Source organism: Ruegeria sp. CG1 (assembly GCF_056537265.1).
On record NZ_JBQFRF010000003.1, the window covers coordinates 205,203 to 221,040 of the forward strand.

The 15,838-nt window shown below is 56.0% G+C and carries 17 protein-coding genes; 7 read left to right on the forward strand and 10 right to left on the reverse strand.

Annotated elements, in window-relative coordinates:
- Positions 1-56: 56 nt before the first annotated feature.
- The 4 genes from ACR0AU_RS10535 to trxB form a co-directional block, all read right to left on the reverse strand.
- Positions 57-1,775 carry a bifunctional sulfate adenylyltransferase/adenylylsulfate kinase gene (locus tag ACR0AU_RS10535; protein ID WP_480795655.1) on the reverse strand — a complete coding sequence of 573 codons (1,719 nt, stop codon included), beginning with the start codon at positions 1,773-1,775 and terminating at the stop codon, positions 57-59.
- Positions 1,776-1,975: 200 nt separating this feature from the next.
- Positions 1,976-3,631, reverse strand: coding sequence for an adenylate/guanylate cyclase domain-containing protein (locus ACR0AU_RS10540; RefSeq protein ID WP_480439142.1), 1,656 nt, complete (start codon positions 3,629-3,631; stop codon positions 1,976-1,978).
- A gap of 102 nt (positions 3,632-3,733) precedes the next feature.
- Positions 3,734-4,192: an RES family NAD+ phosphorylase gene (locus tag ACR0AU_RS10545; protein ID WP_480795656.1), complete on the reverse strand. Its 459-nt coding sequence runs from the start codon at positions 4,190-4,192 to the stop codon at positions 3,734-3,736.
- A 1-nt stretch (position 4,193) separates the two neighbouring features.
- A complete protein-coding gene (trxB, locus tag ACR0AU_RS10550) occupies positions 4,194-5,135 on the reverse strand; it encodes a thioredoxin-disulfide reductase (RefSeq protein WP_480795657.1) in 942 nt (313 codons plus the stop codon).
- Positions 5,136-5,362: 227 nt separating this feature from the next.
- Here trxB and ACR0AU_RS10555 point away from each other — a divergent pair, with 227 nt between their 5' ends.
- Positions 5,363-5,863: an Lrp/AsnC family transcriptional regulator gene (locus ACR0AU_RS10555; protein WP_170392385.1), complete on the forward strand. Its 501-nt coding sequence runs from the start codon at positions 5,363-5,365 to the stop codon at positions 5,861-5,863.
- A gap of 118 nt (positions 5,864-5,981) precedes the next feature.
- Here the strand turns inward: ACR0AU_RS10555 and ACR0AU_RS10560 are convergent, their stop codons facing one another.
- The 4 genes from ACR0AU_RS10560 to lgt form a co-directional block, all read right to left on the reverse strand.
- Positions 5,982-6,764: a Hint domain-containing protein gene (locus ACR0AU_RS10560; RefSeq protein WP_480795658.1), complete on the reverse strand. Its 783-nt coding sequence runs from the start codon at positions 6,762-6,764 to the stop codon at positions 5,982-5,984.
- 723 nt (positions 6,765-7,487) lie between these two features.
- Entirely contained in the window at positions 7,488-8,246 is a 759-nt protein-coding gene (gene pgeF, locus ACR0AU_RS10565; protein ID WP_480614963.1) for a peptidoglycan editing factor PgeF, read from the reverse strand.
- A complete protein-coding gene (locus ACR0AU_RS10570; RefSeq protein ID WP_480795659.1) occupies positions 8,243-9,310 on the reverse strand; it encodes a class I SAM-dependent methyltransferase in 1,068 nt (355 codons plus the stop codon). The genes pgeF and ACR0AU_RS10570 overlap by 4 nt, the downstream gene beginning before the upstream one ends.
- Positions 9,307-10,194, reverse strand: coding sequence for a prolipoprotein diacylglyceryl transferase (gene lgt, locus ACR0AU_RS10575; RefSeq protein WP_170732997.1), 888 nt, complete (start codon positions 10,192-10,194; stop codon positions 9,307-9,309). The genes ACR0AU_RS10570 and lgt overlap by 4 nt, the downstream gene beginning before the upstream one ends.
- Before the next feature lie 97 nt (positions 10,195-10,291).
- Here lgt and ACR0AU_RS10580 point away from each other — a divergent pair, with 97 nt between their 5' ends.
- From ACR0AU_RS10580 to ACR0AU_RS10600, 5 genes are all read left to right on the forward strand, one after another.
- Complete coding sequence (locus ACR0AU_RS10580) at positions 10,292-10,540, forward strand: accessory factor UbiK family protein (RefSeq protein WP_170512483.1); 249 nt, start codon at positions 10,292-10,294, stop codon at positions 10,538-10,540.
- A 314-nt stretch (positions 10,541-10,854) separates the two neighbouring features.
- A complete protein-coding gene (locus ACR0AU_RS10585) occupies positions 10,855-11,355 on the forward strand; it encodes a type III secretion system chaperone family protein (protein WP_010441802.1) in 501 nt (166 codons plus the stop codon).
- Between the two features lie 33 nt (positions 11,356-11,388).
- A complete protein-coding gene (gene proC, locus ACR0AU_RS10590; RefSeq protein ID WP_170594587.1) occupies positions 11,389-12,204 on the forward strand; it encodes a pyrroline-5-carboxylate reductase in 816 nt (271 codons plus the stop codon).
- Complete coding sequence (locus tag ACR0AU_RS10595; protein ID WP_170392371.1) at positions 12,197-12,535, forward strand: tRNA-binding protein; 339 nt, start codon at positions 12,197-12,199, stop codon at positions 12,533-12,535. Before proC ends, ACR0AU_RS10595 begins: the two co-directional genes overlap by 8 nt.
- Positions 12,535-13,485 (forward strand): 2-hydroxyacid dehydrogenase, encoded by a 951-nt coding sequence (locus tag ACR0AU_RS10600; RefSeq protein WP_170594589.1) that lies wholly within the window; start codon positions 12,535-12,537, stop codon positions 13,483-13,485. The genes ACR0AU_RS10595 and ACR0AU_RS10600 overlap by 1 nt, the downstream gene beginning before the upstream one ends.
- Here ACR0AU_RS10600 and ACR0AU_RS10605 read toward each other — a convergent pair.
- Positions 13,482-14,060 (reverse strand): thymidine kinase, encoded by a 579-nt coding sequence (locus tag ACR0AU_RS10605; protein WP_170801975.1) that lies wholly within the window; start codon positions 14,058-14,060, stop codon positions 13,482-13,484. The genes ACR0AU_RS10600 and ACR0AU_RS10605 overlap by 4 nt on opposite strands.
- A gap of 355 nt (positions 14,061-14,415) precedes the next feature.
- On the opposite strand from ACR0AU_RS10605, the gene ACR0AU_RS10610 reads away from it, so the two are divergent.
- On the forward strand, positions 14,416-14,877 hold the full coding sequence (locus tag ACR0AU_RS10610; protein WP_170392365.1) for a hypothetical protein: 462 nt from the start codon (positions 14,416-14,418) through the stop codon (positions 14,875-14,877).
- Positions 14,878-14,970: 93 nt separating this feature from the next.
- Here the strand turns inward: ACR0AU_RS10610 and ACR0AU_RS10615 are convergent, their stop codons facing one another.
- Positions 14,971-15,705, reverse strand: coding sequence for a hypothetical protein (locus ACR0AU_RS10615; RefSeq protein WP_480795660.1), 735 nt, complete (start codon positions 15,703-15,705; stop codon positions 14,971-14,973).
- Positions 15,706-15,838: the final 133 nt, after the last annotated feature.

Below are 15,838 nucleotides of genomic sequence, written 5' to 3' on the forward strand. Positions count from 1 at the left end.
CGAAAAAGGCCCTCAGAAATCTGAGGGCCTTTGATGTATTTTTTCGTCTTAAGTGATCAGGATGCTGCAATCAGCCCCATGCTTTCCAGCTTAAGCAGAACCTGATGTGCGCAGTTGTCAACCTCGACATTCTCGGTCTCGACGCGCAGCTCTGGGTCTTCAGGGGCGTCGTAAGGGTCGGAAATCCCCGTGAACTCTTTGATCTTGCCCTCACGTGCCAGTTTGTACAGACCCTTGCGGTCTCGGCGCTCGCATTCTTCAATGCTGGTCGCGACATGCACCTCGCAAAATGCACCGAATTGTTCGATCTCTTCACGCACAGCACGACGGGTAGTTGCGTAAGGCGCGATAGGAGCACAGATGGCAATACCGCCGTTCTTGGTTATCTCAGACGCGACATAACCGATGCGGCGGATGTTCAGATCGCGATGTTCCTTCGAAAAGCCCAGTTCCGAAGACAGGTTCTTACGCACGATATCCCCGTCCAGCAGGGTAACCGGACGATCCCCGGTCTCCATCAGCTTGACCATCAAGGCGTTGGCAATGGTGGATTTGCCCGAGCCTGAAAAACCGGTGAAAAACACGGTGAATCCCTGTTGCGAGCGCGGCGGGAAGCGGTTGCGCAGTTCCTGAACAACTTCGGGGAACGAAAACCATTCCGGAATCTCCAGCCCTTCGCGCAGACGGCGGCGCAGTTCAGTGCCCGAGATGTTGAGGATCGTGACGTTGCCCTTGTCCAGAATCTCGTCATTCGGCTCGTATTGCGCGCGTTCCTGCACGTAGACCATATGTTTGAAATCGACCATCTCGACGCCGATCTCGTCCTGATATTTTCGGAACAAGTCTTGCGCATCATAGGGGCCGTAGAAATCCTCACCGGCAGAGTTTTTGCCTGGACCTGCGTGGTCACGACCGACGATGAAATGGGTGCAGCCGTGGTTTGCGCGGATCAAACCGTGCCAGACTGCCTCGCGCGGGCCAGCCATGCGCATCGCAAGGTTCAGCAGCGACATCGACGTAGTCGAGGCCGGATATTTATCCAACACGGCTTCGTAGCAACGCACGCGGGTGAAATGATCCACATCGCCCGGTTTGGTCATGCCAACCACGGGATGGATCAGCAAGTTGGCCTGTGCTTCTTTTGCGGCACGGAAGGTCAATTCCTGATGCGCACGGTGCAAAGGGTTACGGGTCTGGAACGCAACGATCCGGCGCCAGCCCACTTTGCGGAAATAGGCGCGCAGCTCGTTCGGCGTGTCGCGGCGGGCTTTGAAATCGTAATGCACGGGCTGCTGGATGCCAGTGACCGGGCCGCCCAGATAAACTTTGCCCGCTACATTGTGCAGGTAATTCACAGCCGGGTGCGCATCATCATCAGCGCCAAAGACCTTTTCCGCCTCACGCGCCTTGTCTGGTGTCCAGCGGTCGGTCACGGTCATGGTGCCGAGGATCACGCCTTCCTGATCGCGCAGGGCAATATCCTGGCCCAGCTCGATCGATGCGGCAAAATCTTCGTCAACATCCAGGGTGATCGGCATTGGCCACAGCGTCCCGTCGGCGAGGCGCATGTTTTCGACCACGTTGTCATAGTCCGCTTCGCTCAGGAAACCTTTGAGCGGATTGAACCCGCCGTTCATAAGCAGTTCCAGATCGCAAATCTGCCGGGGCTTAAGATCCCAGCTGGTCAGATCAGCGGCTTCTATCTTGAGTTTCTGCGCAGACTCGTAGGAAACATACAGTTCGGAGATAGGGGCCAGATTGCTTAACATCGTCATCGGAAAACTCTTATCGCAGTTCTGTTGGCATTTGTTTCAAGGGTGTTTGCAGGGCATGTGCCTCGGCCTGAGGGTGAAGTCCATAGACTTGCAAAAACTAAGGATGAAATGCGTGGTTTTTTCTTGAAATGGAACGGTTTTCTGTTTTTTGTTTCAGGTTATTGAAAAAATCCCGCCGCTCAGGCTCATTAGGCGCATTCTCAGGCAATCTGTTCCAGTGGTGAGGTTTGCGACTCAAGGTCGGCTGCGTGCCTGACGGGCAGGGCGGGGACAGGTTCAGAGACACCGCGCAGGCTGAATTCCCGCAGATCGCGGGGATCACATTGTAACCCAGCCGCGTCCAAAACCTTGTCCGATACAAGGAGTTCGACCCCCAACGCTTTGGTTTCAGCCTCCAAACGGCTGGCAACATTTACAGCGTCTCCGATGATGGTGCGTGGCGCGTGTTTCGCCGCTCCGATTTCGCCCAGCACAAGATCACCAAGATGTAGACCCATGCCAATGCGCACGGGTTGGCTGCCTTCTGCTTGAAGCTGCTGGTTGAAACGCTCCAAAGCGTGTCCGATCCCGGCCGCCGCCCTCAGACCGGCACTTGCCGAACTTGCGGCGTTGGCTGTTTCAAACATCGCCAGCAACCCATCGCCCATGTATTTGTCGACAACTCCGCCTTGCGCCGTGATTGCTGGGACAATTGCGTCGAAGAAACGATTCAACAGAAACACGATATCATACGGCAATTGCCCCGTTGTGCGGGCGGTGAACCCGCGCATGTCCAGAAACAGAACCGCCAGCTGCCGTTCTTGCCCTTGGCTCGCATGCGCACGATCACGCGCGCCGTCAGGGCGGAAAACACGAAACACCGTGAGCGGGTCGGACGGCCGCATCTGGCAGGCCAAACGGGTTCCTTCTGGCGCGCTGATCGCTTTCAGACTGCGGGCTTCAACTTCGGTAGGCGGGTGCAACTGATCGGCACCATCTTCAACCACTACGCGACAGGTCGTGCAGCGCCCCTTGCCACCACACAGCGCGGTATGTGGGATGCCATTTGCGCGTGACATCTCCAAAAGGGTCATGCCTTTCTCCGACACAACTTCTGGACCGTTGACATAGCGCACCCGCACCGAATGCCGCCGCCGCCAAAGCTTGCGCCCGAGATAGACCAAGCCTGTTAGTGCAAGCGCGGCCCAGAATACCCACTGCGTATAGTCTGTGACGGAAAACAAAGACTGAAACTCTTCTTGCGAAGGCCAGTTATAGTATTCGACATACTGTTCTCGTAGATCGGGGTCGGCAAAATCGGCCCAGATACGCCGCCCCTCGGTCAGAAGGCCTGCGAAGGCGAAGCCCGGTACAAAGACGGCGAGACCGATCAGATATGGAACCATCGCGCGCCACCATGTGGTCAACCGTAACCACATGTGCAGCCCAATACATCCGTGGACCCACACCAGCAGAAGTAATAGGCTTTGGAACCAGATCGCGGTGCTGGGCCACATCAGAATGATGATGTAACCCATTTCATCATTCACCCCAAAAATCTCATGCGCGTATCGGGTCTGAACCAAATGTGAGATAAGCTGCAGCGGGATCAACAGGCCAAGAATAACCTGAAGCGCGACGCTGAAAGGCATTCTGAGCGTCCGGCGCTGCGCGAGTGAGATAAGCGCCAGTCCCATGTGCATCAGCAATGCGCCATATATCACGACGCTGCCGATCTCATTACGGCTGACAGCTTTACGTCCGCCCTGCATCCCGTGCAGCAAATCAGTGTGAAACAGACCAAGGCCGATATTGATGAAATGAAAGAACGCAAAGACAAACAGCACGAGGCCGCTTGCGATTCTGAGCCGGCTCATCCATCCGCCGCGCCAAAGAACGTTTTCCAAAAGCTCACCTGTTCTTCGCGTTACTATGGTTGATCCTGATACGGTGCCGGGTGCCGGTCAAGATAGGCGCGGTCACCTTTCGGGGAACCAGTCGCAGGAGGCACCTGCGGTTTGTATCATCTGGTGTTCTGCGTTGAACAACACCAAATGGCTCAGTTTAGGACGCGAGCGCGAACTGTATAGCAGTCCATCCGCGCCGTATGTGCGGGCCTTGTCCGAAAATCGCCATGTTGGAGAGGGTATGCCGGTTGCCCGCATGTCTTGCCAGACGATCGAGGCAGAAGGTTGCCCCCGCAAATCCAATACTTGCGCCTTGGATATCTTCAAGCGATGGATCGTCCGTGGAGGGTCGCACTGCGAGACATAGCGCCGAATGGCGATCCCGGCCCCTTCAGCGCTAAGCGACGCGTAAAGCGCGAATTGGCCAGAATGATGAAACCGTCCTTCGGGGGCACGGGCCGATGAGAGCGGGTCACCCGATTGGGTGCGGAACAGAATTCTCCAGACGAGGCCGGAGAATTCTGTGATCATCTTAGTCGTTCTCCGCCAAGAATCGTTCTGCATCCAGCGCGGCCATGCAGCCCATACCGGCGCTTGTCACAGCCTGACGGTATACGTGGTCGGTCAGGTCTCCGGCAGCGAAAACTCCCGGAACCGAAGTTTGCGTCGTGCCCGGCTTGGTCACGACGTAGCCACCCATGTGGGTTTCCAGCGTATCTTTGACCAGCTCATTTGCCGGGGCGTGGCCGATAGCGACAAATACGCCTTTGCACGGAATCTCCGTGATTTCGCCGGTCTTTACATTCTTGACCTTGACGCCTTCCACACCCAGTGGGGCATCGGTTCCGATCACCTCATCCAGTTCGTGAAACCAAAGCGGCTCGATCTTTTCGTTCTTGAACAGCCGATCCTGAAGGATCTTTTCAGCTCGCAACTCATCGCGGCGGTGGATCAGAGTGACTTTGCTTGCGAAGTTGGTCAGGAACAGCGCTTCTTCTACGGCAGTATTTCCGCCGCCGATCACAACGATTTCCTGACCGCGATAGAAGAAGCCGTCACAGGTGGCACAGGCTGATACGCCAAACCCTTTAAATTTCTCTTCTGAGGGAATGCCTAACCACTTGGCTCGTGCGCCCGTTGCCAGAATCACCGCGTCGGCGGTGTAGACGGTGCCACTGTCGCCTTTGGCTGTGAAGGGACGCTGGCTTATATCGAGATCGCTGATGATATCGCCGATCACTTCGCATCCCATTGCCTTGGCGTGATCCTGCATCCGAACCATCAGGTCTGGCCCCTGAACCTCGGTGTCACCCGGCCAGTTTTCCACCTCGGTTGTGGTGGTCAGTTGTCCACCGGGTTCGATACCCTGCACCAGGATCGGTTCCAACATGGCCCGGCTTGCATAAACGCCCGCGGTGTATCCTGCAGGTCCCGACCCGATGATCAGAACCTTGGTGTGTCGTGTTTCGGCCATGGTATCCTCACTCAAACTGCCTCGGCGGACGTGTTGTCCGGTGCGGATCGATATAGCGACCGCAGGGCAGGGCTTAAAGCCCCTTCATATTGCAGGTCCGTGATGTGCCTAATGATTGGCTTTGCGGCCAATTATGTATCTGAAATAACGAAAATTGCGTGGCTGTGAAATATTATTGCGCCTCCCGGGGCTGCTGATATAACAACTGAAAAACTCAGGAGCATTCGATGGTCACGACCCGGTTGGATGAAATCGACCGCAAAATTCTTGCGGAACTGCAGGCCGATGGCCGTATGACCAATGTTGAGCTTGCCAAGCGCGTAGGAATATCCGCTCCTCCTTGCCTGCGACGGGTGCGGACGCTGGAAGATTCGGGGTACATTCGCGGCTATCATGCCGAGGTGAACGCCCGCGAGCTTGGGTTCGAAGTGCAGGTCTTTGCCATGGTCGGACTTGAAAGTCAGGCTGAATCCGAACTCAGCGCTTTCGAAGACCGGTGTCGGGAATGGCCCTTGGTTCGCGAATGCCACATGCTGAATGGCGAGGTTGATTTCATCCTGAAATGCGTCGCACCGGATCTCAGCAGTTTTCAGCAATTTCTGACAGGCGAGTTGCTGACCACGCCAAACGTGGCCAGCGTCAAGACTTCGCTTGTTATCCGAGGCGCAAAAGACGAGCCAGGCGTACCATTTGACGTACTGGAAGACCGGATGAACCGGACGGCCTGAACCTACCTCTTGTTTGATCCACAGGACAGGGTGGCAGCATCGCTGCCAGTGCAAGGGTTAAAACCCAACTCAGTAAAATCTGCATAATGCCCCACGCTTGCAGTAATAGTTAACCAGTTCACGCTGTCATAGCGTCAATTTCACCATCTCCGGCTCTTGGCAAGAGCAACGGCCCAAAATCATTCAACGATTCGATATGTGAGAATAGATTCAAATAGATCGAACGCAAAGAGTGACTGATCATTCGGACTGCGTTGATGCCCGGATGATAGGTCTCGAATTGCAGGCCATCGACCCGAATCACGGAATGTCGGGCCACACAGATATGAAACAGCTCGACCGGAGTCGGCGGCAGCGTTTCAATGATACCCATTCCATCCTGAAACTCACTGACGGGTGTCAGCATGGGCTGCCCGCCGTTCAAATGACGCATGTGCGTAGGCGTACCCAGCAGACGTGCGGCGGGGCCCGTGATGACGCCCGACATCGGTTTTTGCATCCCGAACGTGTCGGCCATGATCCGCGTCAGTGGCCGGGTTCGCCCGCGCGTATCCTCGCGTCCGGGAATCAGCGTGACAGACCCTTTCCAAAGTACGGTTTCCGATGATCCGTCTTGAGTGAGGACATCATCACCCGGCAGCAGATCTTCGATCGCCATCTGGCCTTGCGGCGTCTCGACCAACGATCCGCGCGTGAACGCACAAAATGCATCTTCAAACATCGGCAAAGCTGGTGCGATATGGCGCGTCTGTGAAATATCCCCGTTTTTCAACAGACTGCACACTTCATAACGTCGAAGCTGTGCTTTTTGATTTGTCGCGGGACGAGGCGCATCGCGCAATAGCGCTGACGTTTCGACCGCGTTTCTGGCAGCGCGGGCCAGAGAATTTGGAATAGTCATGGTATTCCGTCCCCTCTAAATTCCGTCCGACGGCTTGAACCCCCGTGCAATATCGCCGGACGACCTTGTTCTTTGTCTGTAATCAGATGGGTAAACACAGGCCGGTCGCCGCGAATGCACAGCGCCGCATCAGAAAACACCAGTGTTTTGGTCAAGTTCTTGACCCCCCAGACAAACTCGTAAACCGCAGGCTGCAATTGCCTGCACACACACGCTCCGAACCCTGGTCGCAGTCCTGATTGCGACCCCACACACCGGACCGGAGCTTTATCCGGTATGCGTTTGCCCTCCGAGACCGGCAGCTGGTCTCTTGGGGTTGCTGTGTCAGCGTCGCGCCGCCAGACGGCGTGCAACTCTGACTGAGTGACTTGAAACCCGCTTCCAGGGCATTTCTGGTTCTTGATCCCTGACAGCCGCAAAAACGGCGCTGAGAAAGCGTGATTTCGATTTCATATCCATTGTCCTGCTTCGATAGGGCGGTCGCCCTGTTCCCGTTTGTGAAGCCAATGTGACGCTGATTTGCGGCGCCTATAAGGCTGATCCGGGTTGAATTGAGGACAAATTGAAGGTTTCAGGTACCTCTTAGTTGCTTCCGCCCATGCCATCACGACCCCACTTGGGGTAACCGTCTGTGCATTGGCGAAAATTTGAGACGATTCTGACTCTGATAAACACAAGAAATGTGGCAGAAACTGGGCAAAGCTGCCTTAATATGGGCCAGATTTACAATCTGATAGCGGAAATCAATCTGCCGTAGTCGGCCTCTTTGGCATGGGTCGAGCGCCGGTATGAATAAAACCTGTCAGGGTCGGAATAGGTGCAATGACGGACCCACTCGGCCTGGCCGATACCAGCTTCGCGCAGACGATGCAGGCCAAAGGCGGGCAGGTCGAAATGCATCCGGTCACCTTTGCCATTTGCAAAAAAACGCGCGTTCTCTGGCGTGTCAGCAAGGAAGTCGTCCAGAAACTCTGAGCCGACCTCGTAAGCGCGTTGTGAAATCGTGGGGCCGATTACGGCAACAGTGTTATCCCGGCTGGCTCCCAGCGCTTCCATTGCGTCCAGTGTTGATTCCAGCACACCATCCAACGCGCCGCGCCAACCGGCATGTGCGGCCCCGATCACATTTGCGTCAGGATCCGCGAACAGCACCGGCTGACAATCAGCGGTTAAGATTGTAAGCGCCAAACCCGGCGTTGATGTGACAACCGCGTCAGCTTTGGGTTTGTCACCAGTCATCGGACCATCGACTGCAATCACGGTCGGCGAATGCACTTGATGCACACCGATCATCGCTTCAGGTGCCACTTCCATCGCGTCGGCGACGCGCCGACGGTTCAAAGCTACGGCCTCAGTCAAATCTGTTGACCCGGTTCCGCAGTTGAGTCCTTCGAAGATACCAGAAGATGCGCCACCGCGGCGGCTGAAGAACCCGTGTCGTACGGGGGACAGCATGTCTGAAGTAATGATTTCCAGTGTCATGGTTCCAGTCCCGGTGGCGGCGTGGCGTTTAGCGGATAAAGACCCAGTACTTTGAACAGGTTTCCCATTTCGTCGGGGTGCGTCAACCGTCGATGTGCAGTGACCAGCGTCTCAAGCTGTGACCCGCTGAGAGGGGCGGCAAGCGATTGCGCGCGCGCGGTGATCCCGAGCCGCTCAAGAAAAACACCCTGCGGGGTCAGTTTTGTATATGCGCAGCCCGAAGCATGAGACGCCTTCGCCAAGACCTCAAAGTCGACATGTGTGGTCAGATCCGCCTGACCGGGCTGATCCAGGGGATCGACACGTTCATGCGCTTGCAACGCCTGCAATGTGTCGCCAAGCGAGCGCCAGTCACCATAATCGATGATCAGCGCGGCTCCGCCGTTACGAGCGATCTGCCCGGCAACAGAGTACATAATGGAACTGGCAGCAGCGCACAGTTCTACCAGATCTCCGTCCTGCGTATCCTCGACACGTTCGCTGAGCGCAGCTTGTGCCGATTGCGCACCAAGACCGAACGCAAGCGATGCACCATTTTTGCCAACTAACCTCTCGCGCCAACCTTCGCCTTCGCGCAGGAACTGGCGGATGGGCAGGGCATCAAAGAACTCGTTTGCCACCAGAAACAGTGGAAGATCTTCAAAATCAGAAATTGCCTCGATCCACTGAGGTTCATACCCTTGCAGTGCCTTGGCTTGTACGTCGCGCAAAACAGGTGAAGCTTCGAGCAACGCGATCTCGGCCGCTTTGTGAAAGCCAGGCACACTCTGAGTGGCGCGCAGGATGTCAGCCATCAGGGTGCCACGACCAGGGCCAAGCTCGGCCAGAACAAACTTTTCGGGTTTGCCTTGTACCAGCCAGCATTGCGCCAGACACAGTCCTATTAGCTCTCCGAACATCTGACTGATTTCAGGCGCTGTAATGAAATCGCCTTGAGCGCCCAGCGGATCGCGGGTTGTGTAGTATCCATGTTCCGGATGCATCAGACACTCGGTCATGTAGTCAGCGATGGTCATAGGGCCATCATTCTGGATGCGCAGGAGCAGACGATCCTTCAGGTTCATGATCTGCGTTGTGCCCGAATTGCGAACCAAAGGCCAAGTGCAATCATTGGTAGCGACAAGACTTGCCCCATCGTCAATCCATATCCGCCAACATGCCACGCCAGCCCTAGCGGATTCCCCGGCGATACAAATTGCGCATCGGGTTGACGGAAGAATTCGACAAAAAACCGCGATGCGCCGTAGCCAGCCAGAAATACGCCCATAACCAGACCTGGTTTTTGAAACGCGCCGCGCCGGTAGGCCAGCCATATCAGAATCGCCCCGAGGACCAGACCCTCAAGTGCTGCCTCATACAGTTGCGAAGGGTGGCGAGCGCACATCCCGGCAACAACGCCGGGACAATCCTGGGCCGCAGTTCCGGGAAAGATCACCGCCCACGGCAATTCGCTGGGTCGACCCCAAAGCTCGGCATTAGTGAAATTCGCCAATCGTCCCAGCAACAACCCGGGCGGCACTGTGTAGGCAACCAGATCACCCAGCGAAAGAATCGGTGTAGCGTGGCGCTTGCCGAACAGATACGTGGCGATCACCACGCCTAACAGGCCGCCATGGAAGGCCATGCCACCCTGCCAAACCATCAGAATTTCCAGTGGATACGCAAAATAATATGCGGGTTGATAGAAAAGGACGAACCCCAATCGACCACCAAGAATTACACCCAGTATGATCCAGGTGACCAAATCCTCAAGCTGATCGGGTTGCATCGGTGGTGTGTCATCAGCCCAAAGCACAGGCCGCCTAAGCGCCATCAGCGCCATGCGCCAAGCAATCAGGATGCCAACGATATAGGCCAGCGCATACCACCTGAGCGCAAACTCCATCCCGAACAGAGAGATCGAGAAAATTTCGGGTGACAGATCGGGGAAATTCAAAACAGCCTGCATGTGCGTCTCATTGCCCGGGGTTTGCGTGGCAAGTCAACCTTGAGCCCGGGCCAATCTTTACCCATATAGAGAGCAATCGCGAAATCGGAGAAAGCCCATGCAAACCCGTAACAAGATTCTGGACGATATGTCTCAACTGATGACCAATGCCATGGGTGTGGCGCAGGGGGCACGAGAAGAGGCCGAGAATGCGATGAAATCCATGATGGACCGCTGGCTGGCCGACCGGGATTTCGTAACCCGTGAAGAATTTGATGCTGTGCGTGCCATGGCGCAGAAAGCGCGCGAAGAGAACGGTGCACTTGAACAGCGAATTGCCGCGCTCGAGGCGAAGCTGGACAAGTAACGTCCGCAGGAATTTAAGATTTTGGGTAAAAGCGTCCGCCGCGCAATCCGAACTTGGATTGTGCGGTGTTGTGCATTTTGCCGCTCTGCAGAAATTTATCAAGACAAAGCTGCATCCAACGCCAATATTTTGATCGGCGTTGCCAACTGTCCACAACTTATTGCTGTTATCCCCAATAAATAGGGTTGCCAGAGCTGTGCTCACATCGCACCATATTTAGTACAGGCAGACTGGGGAAGCCCGGCTTGTAGAGCAGGCAACTAGCGCTGGGGCGCTGCCAGCCCCAAAATGCTAGAGATTAGTGAGGTGGCATTATGGCCCTTTCCGAGCAGTATCTCGAAGAAGACCTTCATCCGATCGACATTGTTGAACATCTTGCAGAACATCACGACTGGGATTTTGACCGGATCGGGGATGATCAGATTGCCATGGCTGTCGAAGGACAGTGGCGCACATATTCGATAACTTTGGCCTGGTCGAATTACGATGAAACGCTCCGCATGGTGTGTTCCTTTGAGATGGAGCCTCCGGCCGAGCGCGAAACCGAGCTTTATGAGCTACTGAACAAGATGAATGATCAGTGTTGGGCCGGGGCGTTTACCTACTGGGCCAACCAGAAATTGATGGTCTATCGCTATGGCTTGGTGCTGGCCGGTGGTCAGACGGCCAGCCCAGAACAGATCGATACCATGATCACCGCAGCGGTACTGAGCGCCGAGCGCTATTACCCCGCGATCCAACTGGTGACCTGGGGAAACCGAGACCCCGAAGAGGCGATGCAAGTCGCCATTGCAGAGGCCTACGGCCGCGCGTAAAGCTTTGCCCCGAACCATAGGGGAGGGGCAATCATGGATATCTCGCGCGTCGCCGAACAGGGGTTGGTGCTTCTGGGATGCGGCAAGATGGGTTCAGCAATGCTTGCGGGTTGGTTGGAACATGGCCTGCCCGCAGCATCTGTTTGGGTGATTGATCCTTACCCCTCGGATTGGCTGAAGGCGCAGGGCGTCAACATCAACACTCCTCTCCCCGAGGCACCCGCAGTTGTACTCGTAGCGGTCAAACCACAGATGATGGGCGAAGCCCTGCCAGCCATTCAAGCGCTGGGCAATGGTGACAGTCTTTTCATATCGGTCGCAGCGGGTACATCGCTGGCCACTTTCGAGAACGTCATTGGGGCAGATACGCCGATCATCCGTGCGATGCCAAATACGCCTGCGGCGGTTCGGCAGGGGATCACGGCGCTGATTGGGAATGCCAACACCTCGGACGCGGATATCCTACTGGCTGAAGACCTGCTTTCGGCCATTGGTGAGACGGTTCGATTGGATGATGAGACACAGATGGATGCCGTCACCGGGGTCAGCGGTTCGGGCCCGGCCTATGTATTCCACCTGATCGAAACACTGGCGCAAGCTGGCGAAGCGCATGGTCTGCCACCGGAACTGGCGATGAAGTTGGCCAAATCAACCGTCGCCGGGGCAGGGGTGCTGGCGATGGCCGCTGACGAACACCCCTCGCAATTGCGAGTTAACGTCACCTCTCCCAACGGCACCACTCAGGCCGCACTGGAGGTGTTGATGCATGAAGAAGAGGGTTTCCCAGGCCTGCTACATCGTGCCGTCAAAGCTGCAACCGACCGATCCAAGGAGCTGTCTCGTGAGTGAGATTTCATTCGACGAATTTCTCAAAGTCGACATTCGTGTAGGTGAGGTGATACGCGCCGAGCCGTACCCGGAGGCCCGCAAGCCCGCGATCAAGCTGTGGGTCGATTTTGGCGATGAGATCGGTGAGCGCAAAACTTCAGCCCAGATCACCGCGCACTACGATCCGGCGACGCTTGTGGGCAAGCAGGTGATGGCCGTGGTCAACTTTCCCCCGCGCCAAATCGGTAAATTCATGTCCGAGGTTTTGGTGTTGGGTCTTCCTGACGAAAACGGTGAGATCGTGTTGATAGGCCCCGATGGCGCTGTGCCCATCGGTGGAAGGATGCATTGATGAAACTGCTGATTGCCCGACCGATGACTTCGGCTGTCCAAGTGCGCGCCCGTGCCGAATTCGATGTGGAATTCCGCAGTGAAACCACGCCTATGACGCATGAAGAAATGTTGCGGGCGCTGACTGAGTTTGACGTTGTGGTCCCAACGTTGGGCGATCAGTTTTCGGCAGAGATCTTTGCTAAGGTGCCAGAGCCTCGCTGTAAACTGCTGGCAAATTTCGGCGTTGGTTACAATCATATCGACGTGGACGCCGCACATGCTGCCGGAGTCGCGGTTACCAACACGCCGGGTGCCGTCACCGATGCCACCGCCGATATTGCCATGACACTTTTGCTCACTACGGCCCGCCGTTCAGGTGAGGGGGAAAGGTTGGTCAGGTCAGGCCAGTGGCAGGGGTGGCATCCTACACAGATGCTGGGCCACCACGTGACCGGCAAAAAGGTGGGCATCGTTGGAATGGGCCGCATAGGACAGGCTATTGCTCGGAGGTGTCATTTCGGATTTGAAATGGCCGTCGCCTATCAATCACGCGGTCCAAAACAGCTGGACTTCCAAGCAGAGTACATCCCTGAACTCAATGCATTGGCTGCGGCAGTGGATTTTCTTGTCATAGCCGTCCCCGGAGGAGTTAAAACACGACACTTGGTCAACGCGCAGATTTTGGCTTCGATGAAGCCCTCGGGCATTGTGATAAACATTGCGCGCGGTGAAGTTGTGGACGAAGCCGCCTTAATCCAAGCGCTTCATGCGGGTCAGATTGCTGGCGCTGGGCTGGATGTCTACGAGTTCGAGCCCAAGGTGCCGCAGGCCTTGTGTGACATGGAAAATGTGACTCTGCTGCCCCACCTCGGCACCGCGACCGAAGAGGTACGCACCGATATGGGTCACATGGCGTTGGACAATGTCGCGGCGTTCGTGGCCGGGCGAACGTTACCCAACCCGGTTTAGGAACCCACCGCGTCGCGCCAGTGTTTGCGGCAGAGCGAGACATAAGTCTCGTTCCCGCCAATCTGGACCTGCGCCCCTTCGGTGATGGTGTTTCCGTTTTCATCCTGACGAATCACCATCGTCGCCTTGCGCCCGCATTCGCAGATGGTGCGTACTTCGCGCATCTCATCGGCCAGAGCCAACAATGCTGCCGACCCGGGGAATAGTTTACCCTGAAAATCCACCCGCAAACCGTAGGTCAACACTGGGACCTTCAGATCATCTACGGCGCGCGCAAGTTGCCAGACCTGCTCTTCCGAAAGAAACTGGGCTTCATCAATGAATACGCAGGCGATGCCCCCTTGTGTCAGGCGGTTTTCGATCATGGCAAACACATTGTCGTCGGGACGAAACATGTCCGCTCGTTCCGAGATTCCGATTCTTGATGCGATCCGCCCCTCACCGGCGCGTCCGTCAATGGCGGCTGTCATCAGGTAGGTATCCATGCCGCGTTCGCGATAGTTATGCGAGGCCTGCAGCAACACGGTCGATTTGCCCGCGTTCATAGTCGAATAGTTGAAATAGAGCTTTGCCATGCCGTGGGTCTAATTCGCATGTGCTGCCTGGGCAAGCCGTCTCATGGGGGTAAATCGACGCCACCATCGCTACAGCTGAGGTTGAGCAAATGCTCTTGGGGATGGATTACCTCGCCTTCGCGACAGTGGCGTCGTCGGCCTACAAGTGGCCTATACAATGCAAGGCTAAAATCCTGCCCCGCATACACTCTTTACCGGCTCGAACGGCCGCCACTCACTCACAAAATCCCTGCATATCTGAGGGATAGTCAATTATTGCCATTTCAATTATGAATCGAATATGGGAAATTTCCCTACCCTTTCCCCCAGCATGGACAGGCAGAGGGGGCAGGGCGCAGGTAACAAGGGTAGCAAAATGGCAGATATCGGGGCCTATCTGAAAAAGCATACCGAAGCATTGGTTAAGGATGTCGGAATCGAAGCAGCGTGCGAGATCACCGGGAAATCCAAAGCCACGCTTGGCAGGTACTATTCAGACAACGCAGAACATTCTGACCGGTTCATGCCGGTGGATGCTGTTGCCCGGTTGGAAAACGCGGCTGCCTATCCGCACGTGACTGCGGCATTGGCGGATTTGAAGAATATCACGCTTTCTTACGATGGACGAAACTCGGACAGCCCACGTACGGGCGGGGTAAATTCCGATGTCATTGCGCTGAGCCAACGTTTTGCCATGCTGATGACGGAATACCAGTCGGCGATAGAAGATGGCATCATCACGGTGAACGAGGCGAAGCGGCTGCTGAAAGAAACCAGTATGCTGCAACAGGTTCTGATCGAAATGAAGCTGCATCTGGAAGAGGAAAGCGTCAGTTAAGGTGTCATGTCCCTGTACTGAATTGTTGTGAATGCGCAAAATAAAGGCGGCCCATGTGCCGCCTTTTTGTTTGTCTGCCGGGCAGATTAATATTCAGCGTTCATCATTGTTGGCGTTCTTGCCGCGCCCGGGGCTTGCCCCCTCTGGTCCGTTGCCGCCACCGTTATTGCCTTTGGCACCGCCTTTGCCTGGCTTGTCACCACCGTCGTGGCCACCTTTACCACCGCCTTTGCCTGGCTTGTCACCACCGCCGTGACCGCCTTTACCACCGCCTTTGCCGGGCTTGTCACCACCGCCGTGACCGCCTTTGCCGCCGCCTTTGCCGGGTTTGTCACCTCCGCCGTGGCCACCTTTGCCACCGCCCTTACCGCCGCCATCGCCAGGACTGCTTCCACCATCACCCGGATCACCGTTGCCGCCGGAACTCCCGTCGCTGTTGCCTGAGCTACCGCCGCCGTTGCCCGAGCTTCCGTTTTCACTCGAGCCAACGGAATTGGAGGATGGATCTCTGCTGCGCTCTTCACCGGCATTGGTGTTGGAAATCGACGCAGTGGGCAGATCGCTCAACAACTGAGTCAGACCGGGGCATTGCGCCGAAGTGTTCTGCAGGATCGAAGCAAAATCAGATCGTTTTTGCAGATGTGATACAAACCCTCGCGTGACCTGCGAACAGCCGCAGAGCGTGTCAAAATCGCCTTCATTGGCGGCAACACGCGCGGTGTTGACTGTACAGGTTTGCGGTTCTGCGATTGCCGCGCCGGTCGCCATGACCCCAATGAAAGGTGCGGCGACCAAGGCGGCCAGTCCAACGCGAGTATTATTTCCCATAACAGCGGGCTCCCATAACTACATCACTCGGATGCACAGGGCATCCGGGTTTCGATGTATCGGTCAGAGATGAAGGAGCGGTTGAGCCCGTCTGAATAATTCTTGAGAAAGCGGTTTGGTCTTGCAGCGATTC

Coding starts and splice junctions, on each gene's coding strand:
- lgt (WP_170732997.1), bottom strand. CDS start 10,194: ATGCAGGCTGTTTTGAATTTCCCCGATCTGTCACCCGAAATTTTCTCG.
- ACR0AU_RS10560 (WP_480795658.1), bottom strand. CDS start 6,764: ATGACTATTCCAAATTCTCTGGCCCGCGCTGCCAGAAACGCGGTCGAA.
- ACR0AU_RS10585 (WP_010441802.1), top strand. CDS start 10,855: ATGGCCCTTTCCGAGCAGTATCTCGAAGAAGACCTTCATCCGATCGAC.
- trxB (WP_480795657.1), bottom strand. CDS start 5,135: ATGGCCGAAACACGACACACCAAGGTTCTGATCATCGGGTCGGGACCT.
- pgeF (WP_480614963.1), bottom strand. CDS start 8,246: ATGACACTGGAAATCATTACTTCAGACATGCTGTCCCCCGTACGACAC.
- ACR0AU_RS10555 (WP_170392385.1), top strand. CDS start 5,363: ATGGTCACGACCCGGTTGGATGAAATCGACCGCAAAATTCTTGCGGAA.
- ACR0AU_RS10535 (WP_480795655.1), bottom strand. CDS start 1,775: ATGACGATGTTAAGCAATCTGGCCCCTATCTCCGAACTGTATGTTTCC.
- ACR0AU_RS10545 (WP_480795656.1), bottom strand. CDS start 4,192: ATGATCACAGAATTCTCCGGCCTCGTCTGGAGAATTCTGTTCCGCACC.
- ACR0AU_RS10600 (WP_170594589.1), top strand. CDS start 12,535: ATGAAACTGCTGATTGCCCGACCGATGACTTCGGCTGTCCAAGTGCGC.
- ACR0AU_RS10605 (WP_170801975.1), bottom strand. CDS start 14,060: ATGGCAAAGCTCTATTTCAACTATTCGACTATGAACGCGGGCAAATCG.
- ACR0AU_RS10615 (WP_480795660.1), bottom strand. CDS start 15,705: ATGGGAAATAATACTCGCGTTGGACTGGCCGCCTTGGTCGCCGCACCT.
- ACR0AU_RS10570 (WP_480795659.1), bottom strand. CDS start 9,310: ATGAACCTGAAGGATCGTCTGCTCCTGCGCATCCAGAATGATGGCCCT.
- ACR0AU_RS10580 (WP_170512483.1), top strand. CDS start 10,292: ATGCAAACCCGTAACAAGATTCTGGACGATATGTCTCAACTGATGACC.
- ACR0AU_RS10610 (WP_170392365.1), top strand. CDS start 14,416: ATGGCAGATATCGGGGCCTATCTGAAAAAGCATACCGAAGCATTGGTT.
- proC (WP_170594587.1), top strand. CDS start 11,389: ATGGATATCTCGCGCGTCGCCGAACAGGGGTTGGTGCTTCTGGGATGC.
- ACR0AU_RS10540 (WP_480439142.1), bottom strand. CDS start 3,631: ATGAGCCGGCTCAGAATCGCAAGCGGCCTCGTGCTGTTTGTCTTTGCG.